At 72.1% G+C, this 16,892-nt stretch carries 12 protein-coding genes; 6 read left to right on the top strand and 6 right to left on the bottom strand.

The genetic code is table 11. The annotated features are described in order from the left end of the window. The first annotated feature begins 34 nt into the window (after nt 1-34). Nucleotides 35-1,009, top strand: a complete 975-nt coding sequence (gene pip, locus ACQP09_RS19830; protein ID WP_433401562.1) for a prolyl aminopeptidase — start codon at nt 35-37, stop codon at nt 1,007-1,009. Between the two features lie 93 nt (nt 1,010-1,102). Here pip and ACQP09_RS19825 read toward each other — a convergent pair whose 3' ends face one another. Beyond that, nucleotides 1,103-2,092: an aldo/keto reductase gene (locus tag ACQP09_RS19825; protein WP_433401560.1), complete on the bottom strand. Its 990-nt coding sequence runs from the start codon at nt 2,090-2,092 to the stop codon at nt 1,103-1,105. Between the two features lie 558 nt (nt 2,093-2,650). On the opposite strand from ACQP09_RS19825, the gene ACQP09_RS19820 reads away from it, so the two are divergent. Continuing rightward, nucleotides 2,651-3,232: a Uma2 family endonuclease gene (locus tag ACQP09_RS19820; RefSeq protein WP_433401558.1), complete on the top strand. Its 582-nt coding sequence runs from the start codon at nt 2,651-2,653 to the stop codon at nt 3,230-3,232. A 63-nt stretch (nt 3,233-3,295) separates the two neighbouring features. On the opposite strand, the gene ACQP09_RS19815 is transcribed toward ACQP09_RS19820, so the two are convergent. Together ACQP09_RS19815 and ACQP09_RS19810 are read right to left on the bottom strand one after the other, a co-directional pair. Next, a complete protein-coding gene (locus ACQP09_RS19815; RefSeq protein WP_432147442.1) occupies nt 3,296-4,630 on the bottom strand; it encodes an MFS transporter in 1,335 nt (444 codons plus the stop codon). 176 nt (nt 4,631-4,806) lie between these two features. After that, nucleotides 4,807-5,247 carry a MarR family winged helix-turn-helix transcriptional regulator gene (locus tag ACQP09_RS19810; protein ID WP_404065405.1) on the bottom strand — a complete coding sequence of 147 codons (441 nt, stop codon included), beginning with the start codon at nt 5,245-5,247 and terminating at the stop codon, nt 4,807-4,809. A 134-nt stretch (nt 5,248-5,381) separates the two neighbouring features. On the opposite strand from ACQP09_RS19810, the gene ACQP09_RS19805 reads away from it, so the two are divergent. Continuing rightward, on the top strand, nt 5,382-5,594 hold the full coding sequence (locus ACQP09_RS19805; RefSeq protein WP_404065407.1) for a ribbon-helix-helix protein, CopG family: 213 nt from the start codon (nt 5,382-5,384) through the stop codon (nt 5,592-5,594). Here ACQP09_RS19805 and ACQP09_RS19800 read toward each other — a convergent pair. Further along, nucleotides 5,587-7,041, bottom strand: coding sequence for an NCS2 family permease (locus ACQP09_RS19800; RefSeq protein ID WP_433401555.1), 1,455 nt, complete (start codon nt 7,039-7,041; stop codon nt 5,587-5,589). The genes ACQP09_RS19805 and ACQP09_RS19800 overlap by 8 nt on opposite strands. 209 nt (nt 7,042-7,250) lie before the next feature. Here ACQP09_RS19800 and ACQP09_RS19795 point away from each other — a divergent pair, with 209 nt between their 5' ends. Further along, nucleotides 7,251-7,568, top strand: coding sequence for a DUF2530 domain-containing protein (locus ACQP09_RS19795; RefSeq protein ID WP_433401553.1), 318 nt, complete (start codon nt 7,251-7,253; stop codon nt 7,566-7,568). Between the two features lie 264 nt (nt 7,569-7,832). After that, nucleotides 7,833-10,304, top strand: coding sequence for an HAD-IC family P-type ATPase (locus ACQP09_RS19790; protein WP_433401552.1), 2,472 nt, complete (start codon nt 7,833-7,835; stop codon nt 10,302-10,304). 108 nt (nt 10,305-10,412) lie between these two features. Here the strand turns inward: ACQP09_RS19790 and ACQP09_RS19785 are convergent, their stop codons facing one another. Continuing rightward, nucleotides 10,413-13,616 (bottom strand): sacsin N-terminal ATP-binding-like domain-containing protein, encoded by a 3,204-nt coding sequence (locus tag ACQP09_RS19785; RefSeq protein ID WP_433406672.1) that lies wholly within the window; start codon nt 13,614-13,616, stop codon nt 10,413-10,415. Between the two features lie 476 nt (nt 13,617-14,092). Then, nucleotides 14,093-15,031, bottom strand: a complete 939-nt coding sequence (locus ACQP09_RS19780) for a DUF3027 domain-containing protein (protein WP_433401550.1) — start codon at nt 15,029-15,031, stop codon at nt 14,093-14,095. 417 nt (nt 15,032-15,448) lie between these two features. On the opposite strand from ACQP09_RS19780, the gene ACQP09_RS19775 reads away from it, so the two are divergent. Continuing rightward, the gene (locus ACQP09_RS19775; protein ID WP_433401549.1) at nt 15,449-16,879 is read left to right on the top strand and encodes an MFS transporter; all 1,431 of its coding nucleotides are present in this window, start codon (nt 15,449-15,451) and stop codon (nt 16,877-16,879) included. The last annotated feature ends 13 nt before the right edge of the window (nt 16,880-16,892 follow it).

Genomic DNA, 16,892 nt, shown 5'->3' with positions numbered 1-16,892 from the left:
CTCGTTCACGAATTCACGCAAGGGGAGGCACCCGGTGGACCGCGTAACGCCGCCCGACGACCTGTACCCGCCGATCGAGCCGTACGACAGCGGCCTGCTGAACGTCGGGGACGGCAACCTCGTGTACTGGGAGGTGTGCGGGAATCCGGGCGGCAAGCCGGCGCTCGTGGTGCACGGTGGGCCCGGGTCCGGGTGTACGCCGCGTGCCCGCCGGTCCTTCGACCCGGAGCGCTACCGCGTCGTCCACTTCGACCAGCGCGGGTGCGGTCGCTCGACGCCCCACGCGAGCGACCCCGCGACGGACCTGCGGCACAACACCACGCACCACCTCGTCGCCGACATGGAACGCCTGCGGGAGCACCTCTCCATCGACAACTGGCTGTTGTACGGGGGTTCCTGGGGCTCCACGCTGCTTCTGGCGTACGCGCAGGCGCATCCGGAGCGGGTCACCGAGGCCGTCATCGCCTCGGTCACCACGACCCGGCGCAGCGAGATCGACTGGCTCTACCGGGGCGCGGGCCACCTCTTCCCCGAGGCCTGGCACGCCTTCCGTGCGGCCGTTCCCGAAGCCGCCGGGCCGGACGAGGTGGTCGCCGCCTACGCCCGTCGCACGGAGAGCCCGGACCCGGAGGTGCGGGAGCGGGCCACCGCCGCCTGGTGCGCCTGGGAGGACGCGGTCCTCTCGCTGGAGGCGAACCCGGGCCCGGCCCCGTACAGCAGCCGCCCGGGCCGTGCTCAGCAGGCCCTCGTACGGATCTGTGCCCACTACTTCTCCCACGGCGCCTGGCTGCGGGAGAACCAGCTCATCGACGAGGCCCACCGCCTGGCCGGCATCCCCGCCGCCCTCATCCACGGCCGCTTCGACCTCGGCAGCCCCCTGATCACCGCCTGGGAGCTCGACCGGGCCTGGCCGGAGGCCGAGTTGGCCGTCATCGAGGACGCGGGACACCTCGGCGGGCCCGCGACCCGGCGGGCGGTGCTGGCGGCGCTGGACCGGTTCGCGCAGTAGCCGCCCACAGCCTGTGGACAGCGCGATCGGCCGCCCCCCCTCCGCAGGGCGGCGGCCGATCGGCTCACGTCACGAGGCGCATCACCCGGCACATCACCAGGCGAAGGCCTCCGGCGACGGGCCCGGGCCCGGGAAGATCTCGTCCAGGCCGGTCAGGACCGCCTCCGGGAGTTCCAGCTCCAGCGCGCGCAGGGCGCTCTCCAGCTGCTCCGCGGTGCGCGGGCCGACGATCGGGCCCGTGACGCCGGGGCGGGTCAGCAGCCAGGCCAGGGCCGCCTCGCCGGGCTCCAGGCCGTGCTTCTCCAGCAGATCCTCGTACGCCTGCACCTGCGAGCGGACCGTGCTGTTGGCCAGGGCGTCGGCCGAGCGCCCCGAGGCGCGGCGGCCGTCCTTGGCCTCCTTCTTGATGACGCCGCCCAGCAGACCGCCGTGGAGCGGCGACCACGGGATGACCCCGAGGCCGTACTCCTGCGCGGCCGGGATGACCTCCATCTCGGCGCGGCGCTCGGCGAGGTTGTAGATGCACTGCTCGCTGACCAGGCCGAGCGAACCGCGCCTGGCCGCCTGCTCGTTGGCCTGGGCGATCTTGTAGCCGGGGAAGTTCGAGGAACCCGCGTACAGGATCTTGCCCTGCTGGACCAGGACGTCGATCGCCTGCCAGATCTCCTCGAACGGGGTGTCCCGGTCGACGTGGTGGAACTGGTAGACGTCGATGTGTTCCGTCTGGAGCCGCTTGAGCGAGGCGTCGACCGCGCGCCGGATGTTCACGGCGGAGAGCTTGTCGTGGTTGGGCCAGGCGTCGCCGTCGGGCGCCATGTTCCCGTACATCTTGGTGGCCAGGACCACCTTGTCGCGCCGACCGCCGCCCTGCGCGAACCAGGTGCCGAGGATCTCCTCGGTGCGCCCCTTGTTCTCGCCCCAGCCGTAGACGTTGGCGGTGTCGAAGAAGTTCAGACCCGCGCCGATGGCGGAGTCCATGATCGCGTGACTGTCCGACTCGTTGGTCTGCGGGCCGAAGTTCATCGTCCCGAGCACGAGTCGGCTGACCTTGAGTCCGGTGCGTCCGAGCTGTGTGTACTTCATGACGCCCCAGCCAACTCCTTCGAGTCCACTCCAGGCAAGCAGCCGTTCCGGACGACACGTCGGCCGGAGCGCCAGGGGCCCTCCTCAGCGGCAGCCCTCCAGCGTGATCACCAGCGTCCGCAGCAGCCGGTTCAGCTCCTCGCAGTCCGCCGCGGGCGGCGAGGCGGTCGATCCGGTTCGTCAGCGCGGCGGAGCTGACCACGACGTTGGCGGCGAGCTCCTTGGGCGTGAGCGGGCGGTCGCTGCGGCGCAGCGCGGCGAGGGGTCGACACCCCGCACACCGCCGCGCGCCGCACCGCCCGCCTCAGGCGCCGAAGGCGGCCGCCACGGCGACGACGAGGAACATGAGCACAAGCACGGCCGCCATGATGCGGTTTCTGGTCTTCGGGTCCACCCTTCGAGCGTAACCGCACCACCGGCCGGTCCCGAGCCCGGGCCCGTACCACCTCCCGGTCCTCGGCAGGCGTAGGCGGAGTCCGGGCGTGTCCCGGAGGCCAGGCCTATCGTTGTGCTACGCGGCTGCCGCACGCCCGTGCGGCAGCGGGGAGGAGCGGCACGATGACCGTCGTAGACACCGACAGGATCGACATGGCCGACATCAGCGACGAGTTCACTCTGGACGAGATGTTCGAGTGGCTTGAGCCCACCCCCGAGGGATTCAAGGTCGAGATCGTCGAGGGGACCGTCCACATGTCGCCGCAGCGGGACACGCACTGGCGCATCATTCTGGCCATCATCAAGCAGCTGCTGCCTCGGTTCGCCGAGGACCGGTTGCTCTCGGACGTACGCATCGACTTCGGCGAAGGCAACGGCTTCGCCCCCGACATCGTGAAGCTCTTCGACAAGGCGGCCAAGGACAGCCGCGGCCGCTGGCTCCCCGAGCACGTCGAGTTCGTCGGCGAGGTCATCTCCAAGGGCACGGCCGCGGCCGACTACGGGCCCAAGAAGGACGCCTACGCGGCCGCCGGGGTCCCCCTCTTCCTCATCGTCGATCCGTACGTGGGCCGCTGCCTCCTCCACTCGGAGCCGAAGGACGGCGGCTACCACAAGAAGCTCGTCGTCGACTTCGGCCTCGACGTCGATCTCACCGACACCTCCATGGACCTGGTCCTGAAGACCGACGCCTTCCCGCGCGACTGACCCGGACACGCGAAAGGCGCCCTCCCCCGATCGCTCCGGGGGGAGGGCGCCTTTCTCGTGCCCCTACGCAGCCGTCGCCAGCTGCTCGCGCGGTACGAAGCGCACGTGCGGCCGGCCCGGGCGGAGGTCGACCTTCAGGCGGAGGCCGCCCACGCGGGCCAGCGCGAAGCCGACGGCCAGCGCGGCGATCACCGAGATCGCGCCGCCGGACGCGAAGCCGACGCGGGCGCCGTACGTGTCGCTGATCCAGCCGACGATCGGCGCGCCCACCGGCGTACCACCGGCGAAGACCATCATGTAGAGGCTCATCACCCGGCCCCGCATCTCCGGGTCGGCGGCCATCTGGACGCTCGTGTTCGCGGTGATGTTCGTCGTCAGGCCCAGCATGCCGATCGGGACCAGGAGCAGGGAGAACAGCCAGACCGACGGGGACAGGGAAGCGGCGATCTCCAGCAGCCCGAACGCCGTGCCCGCCGCCACCAGCATCCGCAGCCGTGTGGAGCGGCGGCGGGCCGAGAGCAGCGCGCCGGCCAGCGAACCGGCGGCCATCAGGATGTTGAAGAACGAGTACATGCCGGCGCCGCCGTCGAAGATCTCATCGGCGTAGGCGGTGAGCCAGATCGGGAAGTTGAAGCCGAACGTGCCGACGAAGCCGACCAGGACGATCGGCCAGATCAGCTCCGGACGGCCACGGACGTACCGCAGGCCCTCGCGCAGCTGGCCCTTGGCGCGGGGCACGCGTACCGAGGCGTGGAGTTCGCTCGTCCGCATCATCAGCAGGCCGATGAGCGGTGCCAGGAAGGAGAGGCCGTTGAGCAGGAACGCCCAGCCGCTGCCGACCGTGGTGATCAGGACACCCGCGACGGCGGGGCCGATGAGGCGGGCGGACTGGAAGTTCGCCGAGTTCAGGCTGACCGCGTTGCGCAGCTGCGCGGGGCCGACCATCTCGGAGACGAACGACTGGCGGGCCGGGTTGTCGACGACGGTCACCATGCCGAGAAGGAAGGCGACCAGGTAGACGTGCCAGACCTCGACGACGCCGGAGAGGGTCAGGACGGCCAGCGCGATACCGCACAGGCCGAGCATGGCCTGGCTGACGAGCAGGATCTGCCGCTTCGGGAGGCGGTCGGCGATGACACCGCCGTACAGGCCGAAGAGCAGCATCGGAAGGAACTGGAGGGCCGTGGTGATACCCACGGCGGTCGCGGAACCCGTCAGGCTCAGGACGAGCCAGTCCTGCGTGATGCGGGACATCCAGGTACCGGTGTTGGAGATCACGGCGCCCGTGGCGAACAGGCGGTAGTTACGGATCTTCAGCGACGAGAAGGTCCCGCCGGTCGTGCTCTCGTGGGTGGAAGTCGGTGCGGGGGCGGAGTCTGCTCCGGGTCCCGTACTCAAAAGGGTTCATCTCCTCAGGCGTCTGCGGCGTGCGGTCCGACGAGGACGTGACGACGGGCGCTCCGGCGGTGATCGTCCGGGTCCGGTGATGTGCCGGTCCCGGCTGCGATCGCCTTCCCCGGACCGGCTGTCTCATCCGGTACGGGGACGACGTCACCGCCGTCGCGCCCGCGGGGTCACAGGTGGGCGAGCTTCTCCAGCACGGGCGCGGCGGCCCGCAGCGTCTCCCACTCGTCCTCGTCCAGGCCCTCGGCGAGGTGGGCCAGCCAGGCGTTCCGCTTGGTGCGGCTCTCCGCGAGCATGGCCTCGGCCTGCTCGGTCTGGCTGACCATCTTCTGCCGACGGTCATCGGGGTGCGGTTCCAGCCTGACGAGTCCCTTCGCCTCCAGCAGCGCGACGATGCGGGTCATCGACGGAGGCTGCACGTGCTCCTTGCGGGCCAGCTCACCGGGGGTGGCCGAGCCGCAGCGGGCCAGGGTGCCGAGCACCGACATCTCGGTCGGGCTCAGCGATTCGTCGACGCGCTGGTGCTTCAGGCGCCGGCCCAGCAGCATCACGGCTGAGCGGAGGGAGCTCACGGCGGCGGCACTCTCGCCGTCGTGGATCAGGTCAGGCATGTTTGTTAGCGTAACTCATTACCCAAACTAAATACCACCCGAGGGTACGCCCGCGAGAAACAGCTCACCCGAACGAGTGAGACGGAAGCGGAAAGTGACGCGAAAAGCGCCCCCGGGCGGCGACCCTGCTCGGTATGGGATCGACAGTGCTCAGCCTGCGGATAGACGGTGAGCTGCTCGACCGGCTCCGGCAGCACGCCGCGAAACGCGGAATGAGCGTCCAGGACTATGTGGTCCGGACGCTCATTCGCGACGACTTCGACGAACGCTTCAAGGCGGCCGTCGACGAGACGGAGAAGTTCTACGGGCCGACGGGCCCGACCGTGACCAGAGACCCGATCACGTGAGGCCGAGCGCCGGCATCGCGTAGTAGAAGACGAAGACCGCCGACACCACGTACATCGCGATCGGGACCTCACGGCCCCGGCCCGCCGCAAGACGCAGCACGGAGAAGGCGACGAAGCCGATGCCGATGCCGTTGGTGATCGAGTACGTGAACGGCATCATCACCATCGCCAGGAACGCCGGGACCGCGAGCGTGTAGTCGCTCCAGTCGATGTCCCGTACGGACCCCGCGATGATCAGGAAGCCGACCGCCAGCAGGGCGGGCGTGGCCGCCTGCGACGGGACCATGGTCGCCAGCGGTGTGAGGAACAGCGCCACCGAGAAGAGCAGACCGGTCACGACGCTCGCCAGTCCGGTGCGGGCGCCCTCTCCGACGCCCGCGGTGGACTCCACGAAGCAGGTGGTGGCGGAGGAGGAGCTCGCACCGCCGGCCGCGACCGCGATGCCGTCCACGAACAGCACCTTGTTGATGCCGGGGAAGTTGCCGTTCTCGTCCATCAGCTTCGCCTCGTCGCCGACGCCCAGGATGGTGCCCATCGCGTCGAAGAAGCAGGACAGCAGCACGGTGAAGACGAAGAGGATGCCGGTCAGCAGGCCGACCTTCCCGAACCCGCCGAAGAGGCTGACCTCGCCGAGCAGCCCGAAGTCCGGCGCGGAGACCGGGTTGCCCGGCCACGACGGCGTCGTCAGGCCCCAGGCGCCCTCCGGCAGGCCCGCCACCGCGTCGATGACCAGGGCGACCACCGTCATGGCGATGATCGAGATCAGGATCGCGCCGGGCACCTTGCGCACGATCAGCGCCAGCGTGAGCAGCGCGCCCAGCACGAAGACCAGGATCGGCCAGCCGGTGAGGTGGCCGTCGCCGCCGAGCTGAAGCGGCACGGTGGTCATGGCCGTGTCCGGGATGCGCGAGACGAAACCGGAGTCGACCAGGCCGATCAGCAGGATGAAGAGGCCGATGCCGATCGCGATGCCCTTGCGGAGCGAGCGCGGTACGGCGTTCATCACGCGCTCCCGCAGCCCGGTCGCGACCAGCAGCATGACCACGATGCCCGCGAGGACGACCATGCCCATCGCGTCCGGCCAGCTCATCCGGGGGGCGAGCTGGAGCGCGACGACGGTGTTGACGCCGAGCCCGGCGGCGAGCGCGATCGGCACATTGCCGATGACGCCCATCAGGAGCGTGGAGAAGGCCGCCGAGAGCACGGTGGCGGTGACCAGCTGGCCGTTGTCGAGCTGGTTGCCGTACATGTCCTTCGCGCTGCCCAGGATGATCGGGTTGAGCACGATGATGTACGCCATCGCGAAGAACGTGGCGAACCCGCCGCGCAGTTCGCGGCCGACGGTCGACCCCCGCTCGGAGATCTTGAAGAACCGGTCCACGCCGCCGGTGGGCTGTGGAGCCGAGGGCTGCGGGGAGTCGACCGGAGCGGTGGCCGAGGGGGGCATGGGTGACCTCAGTCGTACGTAGGGAGGTGAAGGAAAAGGGCGAAAGGTGATCGAAATTGGATGTTCGAACGAACAAATCGAGCCAGCCCCAAGCGAATTCAGTATGAATACATAAGGCGAAGATCGCTATCTCCGCGCGTAGACCCGCGTGGCGCCTCGGGTCGACCGGCCCGCGCACCCCCGATCGGGTGGGCCCATACACTGAACTCATGGAGAAGTGGACACCGAAGCACGAGGCGCCCGAGCCCCTGGAGGGCCCCGTCGTCTCCACCGTCGTCGGCGGCACGATCCTCTGGTTCGTCCTCTTCCTCGCCCAGCTCCCCTTCTACGGCTGGTTCGCCGACCGCGGCCACACCTGGTGGGTCTGGACCCCGCTGGCCGGAGCCGGTCTCGGACTGATCGGCATCTGGTACGTCCGAGGCCGCGACGCCGCCCTCAAGCGCCACGCGGCCCAGGCCGAGGCCAAGGACGCCGCCGGTGCCGAGGCGGCGGCGTCCAGCACCCTCGGCACCGACCGCCGAGCCTGACCGGAGAGCCGCCTCACCTGCACCCGGAGAGCCGCCTCGCCCGTACCCGGAGGGCCGCCTCGCCCGTACCCGGAGAGCCGCCTCGCCCGTGCGGGGACCGCGGGGCTGCCTCCCCTGTACGGGACAGGAGACCTCAGAGCTACCTCCTCCGTACGGGAACCTCGCCGCCCCCATACGACCACGGGACCGACTTGCTCCTCCCCTGGTCGGATCTTCCACCCCCCCAGCGGGTGATTCGCTCCGCACGCCCGTACCGTCTAATCCATGACGCAGCGGGCACTCGATTCCTCCGGGGAGCAGACCCCCGGATCCTCCCGGCCGGCCATGATCGACGCGGGGGCGGAACTCGACCCCGTGCATCCGGTCGAGCTACCGCCATCCGGCCATCGCGCCACCGGTCTCACCACGGCCGAGGTCGCCGAACGGGTGGCCCGGGGCGAGGTCAACGACGTACCCGTACGCTCCTCGCGCTCGCTCACCGAGATCGTCCGCGCCAACGTCTTCACCCGGTTCAACCTGATCATCGGCGTGCTCTGGGTGATCATGCTGTTCGTGGCGCCGATCCAGGACAGCCTCTTCGGCTTCGTGATCGTCGCCAACACCGGCATCGGCATCATCCAGGAGTGGCGGGCCAAGAAGACCCTGGACAGCCTCGCGGTGATCGGCGAGGCGAAGCCGACCGTGCGGCGCGACGGGACCGCCGCCGAGGTCTCCACCCACGAGATCGTCCTCGGGGACGTGATCGAGCTGGGGCCCGGCGACAAGGTGGTCGTGGACGGCACGGTCGCCGAGGCCGAGAGCCTGGAGGTCGACGAGTCGCTGCTGACCGGTGAGGCCGACCCGGTGCTCAAGCGGCCCGGCGACCCGGTGATGTCCGGCAGCTTCGTCGTCGCGGGCGGCGGCGCGTTCACCGCGACCAAGGTGGGACGCGAGGCGTACGCGGCGCAGCTCGCCGAGGAGGCGTCACGCTTCACGCTCGTCCACTCCGAGCTCCGCAGCGGCATCAGCACGATCCTGAAGTACGTCACCTGGATGATGGTGCCGACGGCGATCGGGCTGATCATCAGCCAGCTCGTCGTGAAGGACAACAACTTCAAGGACTCCGTCGCCCGGACCGTCGGCGGGATCGTCCCGATGATCCCCGAGGGCCTGGTGCTCCTCACCTCGGTCGCCTTCGCCATCGGCGTCGTACGCCTGGGCCGCAAGCAGTGCCTGGTCCAGGAGCTGCCCGCCATCGAGGGCCTCGCCCGGGTCGACGTGGTCTGCCTGGACAAGACCGGCACCCTCACCGAGGGCGGCATGGACATCACGGAGGTCCGGCCGCTGAACGGGAGCGACGAGGCGTACGTCCACCAGGTGCTGCGCTCCCTCGGCTCCTCCGACCCCCGCCCCAACGCCAGCCTCCAGGCCATCATCGACGCGTACCCGGCAAGCCAGGAAGCCGCCTGGACCGTCACCGACGCCCTGCCGTTCTCCTCCGCCCGCAAGTACAGCGGCGCCGCCTTCACCGAAACCGACGGCACCGCCTCCGCCTGGCTCCTCGGCGCCCCCGACGTCCTCCTCCCCGACGGCGACGCGACCCTCACCGAGATCGAGCACCTCAACGAGCAGGGCCTGCGCGTGCTGCTCCTGGCCCGGGTGCCGAGCGGCGAGCTGGACGCCCCGGACGCGGCCGACGGTGCCGTGCCCACCGCTCTCGTCGTCCTGGAGCAGCGGCTGCGGCCGGACGCGGCGGAGACCCTCAAGTACTTCGCCCAGCAGAACGTGGCCACCAAGGTCATCTCCGGCGACAACGCGGTCTCCGTCGGCGCGGTCGCCGGGAAGCTGGGCCTGGCAGGCGCCGAGAACACCCTCGACGCCCGCAAGATGCCCACCGACCCGGACGACATGGCCACGGCCATGGAGCAGAACGCGGTCTTCGGCCGGGTCACCCCGCAGCAGAAGCGGGACATGGTCGCCGCCCTCCAGTCGCGCGGCCACACGGTCGCGATGACCGGCGACGGCGTCAACGACGTGCTGGCCCTCAAGGACGCCGACATCGGGGTCTCGATGGGCTCCGGCTCCGAGGCGACGCGCGCGGTGGCGCAGATCGTGCTGCTGAACAACAGCTTCGCGACGCTGCCGTCGGTCGTCGCCGAGGGCCGCCGGGTGATCGGCAACATCACCCGCGTCGCGACCCTCTTCCTCACCAAGACGGTCTACTCCGTGCTGCTGGCGATCCTGGTGGTCTGCACCCAGGTGGAGTACCCGTTCCTGCCGCGCCACCTCACGCTGCTGTCGACGCTGACCATCGGCGTCCCCGCGTTCTTCCTGGCCCTCGCGCCGAACAAGGAGCGCGCCCAGCCCCACTTCGTACGCCGCGTCATGCGGTACGCGATCCCCTCGGGCGTCATCGCGGCGACGGCCACCTTCACCACGTACCTGGTGGCCCGCCACCACTACACCGGGCCGGGCGCCCTGGAGGCGGAGACGAGCGCGGCGACGCTGACGCTGTTCCTGACCTCGATGTGGGTCCTGGCGATCATCGCCCGCCCGTACACCTGGTGGCGGATCGCCCTGGTGGCGGCGATGGGGCTCGGCTTCCTCATCGTGCTCGTGGTGCCGTGGCTCCAGGACTTCTTCGCCCTGAAGCTGGTCGGCACGACCATGCCGTGGGCGGCGGTCGGCATCGCGGTGGCGGCGGCCGCGCTGCTGGAGCTGAGCTGGCGGCTGGTGGGCCGGCGGTTCGGGGCCTGAGGACAGCACGGAGAAGCCCCCGGGAGGTCGATGACCTCCCGGGGGCTTTCCGTATGGGCCCGCGGTCTTCCGTATGCGCCCGCGGTCTTCCGTGTGCGCCTGCCGCCCTCAGTCGAACCAGCGGTCCCGCGCCAGCTCCTCCGTACGCGACGGGTCCTCCAGCAGGGCCGCGACCTCGAAGCGCCTCGGCCACTGGCCCGCCGCCCAGGCCAGGCCCGCCGCGACGCCTTCCAGAGTCGCGGCGTGGACCACGCCGTCCGGGGTGCGGCGCCAGTCCAGTTCGACGCCGCCCGCGTGGAGCTCGGTGTGCTCGATGTACGTGTCCGGGGTGGCGGGGCCGAGCAGGACGCGGACGGAGTCCGGTACGCGGTGCTCCTCGCCCTCGCTGGTGACGCCCGCCTCGATCGTCTCGCCGAGCCGCCGCACCTGGAGCAGGTCCGCCAACTCGGCCGCCCGGGAAGGGGATACGGGGAGCAGAGGCAGGCCCTCGGTCAGCGGCAGCACGTCCGGCGCGTCCGCGATCACGGCGCCCGCCGCGTCGACCACGGCCACCTCACCGTCCACCACCGCGCGCAGCTCGTCCGGCAACGTCACCTGGTCCGGGTCGAGTTCGGCGAGAGCCGTGTAGAGCGCGTGCAGCTGTACGGGGGTGACGGGCCGCTCCTCGTCGGCCAGCCGGCCCAGCAACTCGGCCGCACCGCCCGGTTCGTCAAGGAGGGCGGCCACCGAGGTGCGCACCCCGAGGGCCCGCAGCACCTGGGCGTCGTCGAAGCCGGTGGCGTCCACCGCGTCGTACAGCCCGGCCAGCAGCGGGTCACCGCCGGCCGCGCGCAGTCCGGCGGGGCGGCGGCCGTCCAGTACGGGATGGTCGCGCAGCCACCACGCGGTGTACGGGCGCACGGACTGCGTCGTCCCGTCCGGCAGCAGCACCCGCACCGGCTGCGTCAGCGCGTCGCGCAACGGCGGCTGCGCCAGCAGGGCCAGCGCCTGCGGCCAGGCGTCGTCGTCCACCAGGTCCAGATCCCGTACGGCGACGATCTCCGTGGCGACCGGCGGCACCGGGGTCTCGGCCAGCTGGTCGAGGAGGTCCTCGCACCACACGTCGACGGCGTCCAGCAGCCCGGCGTCGTCGGGCTCGGCGAAGTCGCTGTCGCGGGGCTCCAGTTCGTCCGGGTCGAGGACGACGTCGGTGGCGCGGACGAGAGCGAAGGTGGCGAGCACTCCGCAGGCGGTGAGCGGCGCCTCGCCCCAGCGGTCGGCCAGCTCCTGGTCGACGAGGCCGAGTTCCCCCTCCCGCATGATCTGGGCGAACGGGCTTCCGGGAAGGACGAGTTCACCGGCGGGGGCGGGCTCACCCTCCTCGTCCGGGAGGGCGAGCGCGCCGAGCCAGGGTTCGTCGCCGGGGGCCAGTTCGGCGTCGCGTACGAGGGTGAGGACGGTCTCGGCCAGCTCGTCGCCGTCGAGCGCGTCCTCGTCCCAGATCTCGCCCGCGTCCAGCGATCCGGCGACCGCCGCCCGCACCTGGGGGGTCGTCAGCACGGCTCGCGGGGTGGCGGGCAGGGCGCCGAGCTTCTCCAGGAGCGGGTGGGCGGCGTCCGGGTGGGCGACCTTGAGGCCGAGGCGGGAGAGGCGGGCCAGTACGGGGCCGGTGAGGGCGTCCGGGAGCGGCAACAGGACCTGACGGGGGCCGATGGTGGTGCGCGGCGGGCGGCCCGCCTGCTCGTCCTCCGGGTCTCCGGCGAGCGGGACCGGGAGGCCGGTGAGGCGGTCGGGGTCGATGCCGGCGAGGCTGTCGTAGAGGCGGTGCCACCAGGCGGGGTCGCGCTCCAGGCCGGCGAGGCGGTCGATGGCCTCGGTGAGCGGGACGCGGGCGACGCCGAGCGTACGGAGTTCGGGGCGGCGCTCCAGGCCTGCGGGGAGCAGACAGGGCAGCACCTCGGCGAGGACCCGTACGGTCTCGGCCCCGACGCCTTCGACGACCTCGGCTTCGACGGGGCGGAGGGCGGTGGTGCCATCCGTACGGGGCTGGTCCTGGTCCCAGTCGTCCGCCCAGCTCTGCTCGGCCTCGGGGTCCCTGGGTGCGGCGGGCTCCAGGAACGCGACCCTCGGCAGCCGGGTCAGGATCGCGCCGCGCAGGGCCCCGTCCAGGCCGCCCTTGCCGAGCGGCCCCGGCACCAGGTCGATGGTCCCGGTCGACACGGGCTGCCAGGCGCCGAGCAGCTCCGCGTACGCGTCGGCCGCCCGCTCCACCAGGAAGTCGGTCAGCGGTCCGGGCGCCGGGTGGCGGCGGGCGGTGTCCAGCGGGAGGGAGGCGATGAGGAGGGCGGGGATGCCGAGGGGCTCGTCGGTGGGGGTCGGGGCGTGGACGACCGGGGACGTACGGGGCTGGAGCGGGGCGCCGGACTCGTCGACCGGGACCGCCCAGGTGACCGACCAGTGCGGGCGCAGGCGCTCCTCGACCGGGCGGTCGGCGAGGAGGGCCGGTTCGACCGGGCCGTGGTGGAAGACGGTACGCCAGCGGTTCAGGCCGTGCGCGGAGTCATCGATGTGCGTGTACGGGCCGTGGGCCGAGCGGCTCAGGGTCCGTACGCCCTGCGGGGTCTCGATGACGACCTCGTCCAGGCCGGGCAGGGTCAGCAGCAGCGCGTCGTCCACGGCGGCCAGCAGCCGGGCGGCCAGATCCTCGGCGGTGCCGTCGCGGAGCGGCAGGACGACGACGGTGTCGTACCCGTCCGGTGCGGAGCCCTCGGCGGGCAGCGGGAGGCGCAGCAGCGGTACGTGGCCGTCGCGGCGGCGCAGTTCGTCGCCGAGGCCCGGGGAGCCGACGGCCGCGTTCCGGGCCATCTCGCGCGCCTCGGCCAGCGACCAGCGGACGCCTCCGTGGCGGCCGAGCACGGCCGGTTCGTCGCTGACCGCGAGGACGGCGGCGAACCCGACGCCGAACCGGCCCACGGCGGACTCGTGGCCCTCGCGCTTGGCGGAGGCGCGGAGGGTGGAGAGCGACTCCACGCCGGTGGCGTCCAGGGGGGCGCCGGTGTTGGCAGCGGCCAGGACGCAGCGGCCGTCGGGGTCGCCGGGGGCGGCGGGGTGCAGGGTGAGGCGGAGCCTGCCGGGGACGTGCGCGCGGGCGGCGGCGTCGGCGGCGTTCTGGGCCAGCTCGACGACGAGGCGGTCGCGGTAGCCGCCGAGCGCGAGGTCCTCCTCGGCGTTGGCGTCCTCCCGGAAGCGGGCCGGGCCCGCGCCCCAGGCGTCGAGCACGCCGCGCCGCAGCCGTGCCGTCCCGAACGGATCGGCCCCCTCGGTCGCATTCATGCTCACGCTGTCGACTCCGTCCGCGGTGGGTGGTGGCCTGGGCCCGTACCTGCCGCCCAGTGTGCGCCCGAAGGTACCGTGCGCGCGGCGGGGGCCCCGTTTCAGCCCGTGCGGGACCGCACCTCCAGCCCGTCCGGGGCCCGTACTTCCAGCCCGTCCGACCACCCCAGCCGTCCGGGCCACCCTCAGCCCGTCCTGCGTCTGAGGATGGACCCCTCGCCCACCCTCAGCCTGTCCGGCGCTTGAGGACGGAACCCTCGTCCACCCCCAGCCCGTCCGGCGTTCGAGGACGGACCCCTCGCCAACCCCAGCCCGTCCGGCGTTTGAGGACGGAACCCTCGGCTGGGTGGGCGGCACAAGAACAGGGCCCCTGGGCCCAGCACCCCGCAGAGGCACCCCGACACCCCATCGACGGTTCCGTCCTCAAACGCCGGACGGGCTGAGAACACCGCCCCACGGGCTGAAAACGCGGCCCGCTACGAGTGGCCCAGGTCCTCCGACGCCCCGTCGGCCTCAGGCGGCACCGAACCCCCGTCACGCTCAGGACGCAACGCGTACGCGTCCACCCGCATCGTGTCCAGCGCATGATCCGCCGGCCGCACCGGCTTCGGCATCACCGCCGCCTCCGAGTGCCCCCCGCACCCGTACGCCAGCGACACCACATGCCCGTCCGCCGGACCGAACTCGTTCGCGCACACCCCGAAGGCCTGCTTCAGCGAGCCCGCCATCGGGATCAGGAACGCACAGCTCACACACGTCGCCGGCGCCGCCTGCGCCATCGGTGTCTTCGGGCCGAACGCCTCGTCCCAGCGGTCCGCCGCCTCGTACAGCCCGTACCGCGACAGCACCCGCGCCCGCCGCGTACCCAGCTCCTCGGCCACCGACGCGATCGAGCCCCTGCTGGTGGCGGCCACCGGCCGGTCCGTCAGCTCCGCGTCCTCCGCGTCGACGAGCTCCGCCAACTCGTCGGAGACGATCGAGTTCGGCGGCGGCTCGTCCTCGCCGCTCCAGCCCGGCTCCAGGCGCAGGTCCTCCGCCTCGGTCGGCAGCAGGTCGCCCGGGCCCATGTCGCCGGGGCGCAGCCGCTCGCTCCACGGCACCCACTCCGGCGCCAGGAGCGCGTCGGCCCCCGGCAGCAGCACCGTTTCGTCCAGGGTGACGTTCTTCGCGCGGGAGGCCCGCGCGACGGTCACCGCCCAGCGCCAGCCTCGGTAGCCGGGCTCCTTGGACTCGAAGTAGTGCGTGACGACGCGGTCCCCTTCGGAGACCACACCGACATGCTCGCCGACCACGCCTGGCGCGGCGGCTTCCTCCGCCGCCGCGCGGGCGAGGTCTACCGCCTCGGCGCACAGGCGGTCGGGAACGGGGGTACGGGCGGTACGGGCCGTACGGCTTCGCGTCGTCGCAGCACTCACAGGTCTTCGCTTCTCTCCATACGCCAGTCTCACGAGCGCGCCAGCTGCTGCACGATTGCCGTTTTCGGCCAGACAGTTGCGGGCGGAGCGGACCTGGGGGCCGCGTCGACGTCCACACCCGTTGTGCCTGCCTCGGGCGCGCCTTCTGCCACCCATTCTGCGGGATCGCGGAGAGGCGCGCGGCCAAGAACAACCGCCGGTGGCGCGTTACGCACGCTACCCTCTCCGCCGCTCCGCGCCCACCTGCCCGTCCCAAACGTGCCGTATCCGTCTCTCCGATATTCGGCCATCGCCGCTCCGGAGGGCTTGCGCGCCGCCGTCCGGCGGTGCTGACGCCCACTGGTCCGACAGGGCGTCACGCGCGAGTCCGCAGCCGATCACCGTTCATACCGGCCAGGGTTGGGGCACTATGACGGGGTGACTGCCGCCAGGTCGCACGACGGTCCCGGCCCGCTCCGCAGGGTGGGACGGGCGACGGGTCGTGCCCTGCGCACCCCGTTCACCGGCACGGCACGCGGGATCCGCAAGGCGACGCACGCCCATGGAGCCGGTGAGTCCGGCCTCGGAAAACTCATCGAGCTGCACGCGGTGAACGGCGCCGGTGACGTCATGATCACCGTCGCCCTCGCCTCCACCGTCTTCTTCTCCGTACCGACCGACGAGGCGCGCGGGCGCGTCGCGCTCTACCTCGCCATCACCATGGCCCCCTTCACCCTGCTGGCCCCGGTGATCGGCCCGCTGCTGGACCGGCTGCCGCACGGTCGCCGGGCCGCGATGGCGGGCGCGATGCTGGCCCGCGCGCTGCTGGCCATCACCATGTCGGGCGCGGTCGCCACCGGCGGCCTTGAGCTGTATCCGGCGGCGCTGGGGGTGCTGGTCTCCTCGAAGGCGTACGGAGTGGTGCGCAGCGCGGTCGTGCCACGGCTGCTGCCACCGAAGTTCTCGCTGGTCAAAGCCAACTCCCGGGTCACTCTGGCAGGGCTCCTCGCCACGGGGGTGGCGGCCCCGATCGGGGCCGGCCTCCAGACGATCGGCTCCGCCTGGCCGCTCTACGGCGCCTGCGCGATCTTCATCGCGGGCACCTTCCTCGCCTTCACGCTGCCGCACAAGGTCGACTCCGCCAAGGGCGAGCGCCGGGCCCGCCTGATCGACCCGCAGGACCACCCGCACCTCCCGCACCGCCCGGAGCCCGTACGCCGACCCGCCCCGAAGCCGAAGCGCAACGGGGAGAAGCCCCCCAGGGAGCGGCCGCCCGGTCTGCGGTCCGTCGGCGGGTCGGTGCTCCACGGCCTCCAGGCCAACGCCGCCCACCGGGCCCTCTCCGGCTTCCTGATCTTCTTCCTGGCGTTCCTGCTGCGCGAGCACCCGATGGCCGGCCAGAGCGCGGCGGTCTCGCTCGCCATCGTCGGCGTGTCGGCCGGGGTCGGCAACGCCTGCGGTACGGCGGTGGGCGCGTGGCTCCGGGCGCGCGGGCCCGAGGTGATCGTCGCGACGGTGCTGGCGCTCGCGCTCGGCACGGCGGTCCTGGCGGCGGTCTTCTTCTCCACCGCCGCGGTCGCCGTGCTCGGCGCGGTCGCCGGGTTCACCCAGGCGCTCTCCAAGCTGTCGCTGGACGCGATGATCCAGCGGGACGTCCCCGAGGAGGTCCGCACCTCCGCCTTCGCCCGGTCCGAGACGTTGCTCCAGATGGCGTGGGTGGTCGGCGGCGGGATCGGGATCGCGCTGCCGCTCAACGCGGTGCTCGGCATGTCGGTCGCCGCGGGCATCCTCGCCCTCGGCGCGGCCGCGTCCGTACGGGGTCTCCTCGGTGCCGCGCGGCGCGGCTCGCCGCACCCCCGCGTGGCGTGAGCGGAGGCGACCG

The sequence above is a fragment of the Streptomyces sp. CA-146814 genome (assembly GCF_050942385.1).
Taxonomy (GTDB): Bacteria; Actinomycetota; Actinomycetes; order Streptomycetales; family Streptomycetaceae; genus Streptomyces.
This window is presented reverse-complemented; position numbering and strand designations above follow the sequence as displayed.

Excerpts from the sequence above, each read along its gene's own strand:
- ACQP09_RS19825 (WP_433401560.1), bottom strand. The coding sequence starts at position 2,092 with ATGAAGTACACACAGCTCGGACGCACCGGACTCAAGGTCAGCCGACTC.
- ACQP09_RS19820 (WP_433401558.1), top strand. The coding sequence starts at position 2,651 with ATGACCGTCGTAGACACCGACAGGATCGACATGGCCGACATCAGCGAC.
- ACQP09_RS19810 (WP_404065405.1), bottom strand. The coding sequence starts at position 5,247 with ATGCCTGACCTGATCCACGACGGCGAGAGTGCCGCCGCCGTGAGCTCC.
- ACQP09_RS19805 (WP_404065407.1), top strand. The coding sequence starts at position 5,382 with ATGGGATCGACAGTGCTCAGCCTGCGGATAGACGGTGAGCTGCTCGAC.
- ACQP09_RS19800 (WP_433401555.1), bottom strand. The coding sequence starts at position 7,041 with ATGCCCCCCTCGGCCACCGCTCCGGTCGACTCCCCGCAGCCCTCGGCT.
- ACQP09_RS19795 (WP_433401553.1), top strand. The coding sequence starts at position 7,251 with ATGGAGAAGTGGACACCGAAGCACGAGGCGCCCGAGCCCCTGGAGGGC.
- ACQP09_RS19790 (WP_433401552.1), top strand. The coding sequence starts at position 7,833 with ATGACGCAGCGGGCACTCGATTCCTCCGGGGAGCAGACCCCCGGATCC.
- ACQP09_RS19785 (WP_433406672.1), bottom strand. The coding sequence starts at position 13,616 with ATGAATGCGACCGAGGGGGCCGATCCGTTCGGGACGGCACGGCTGCGG.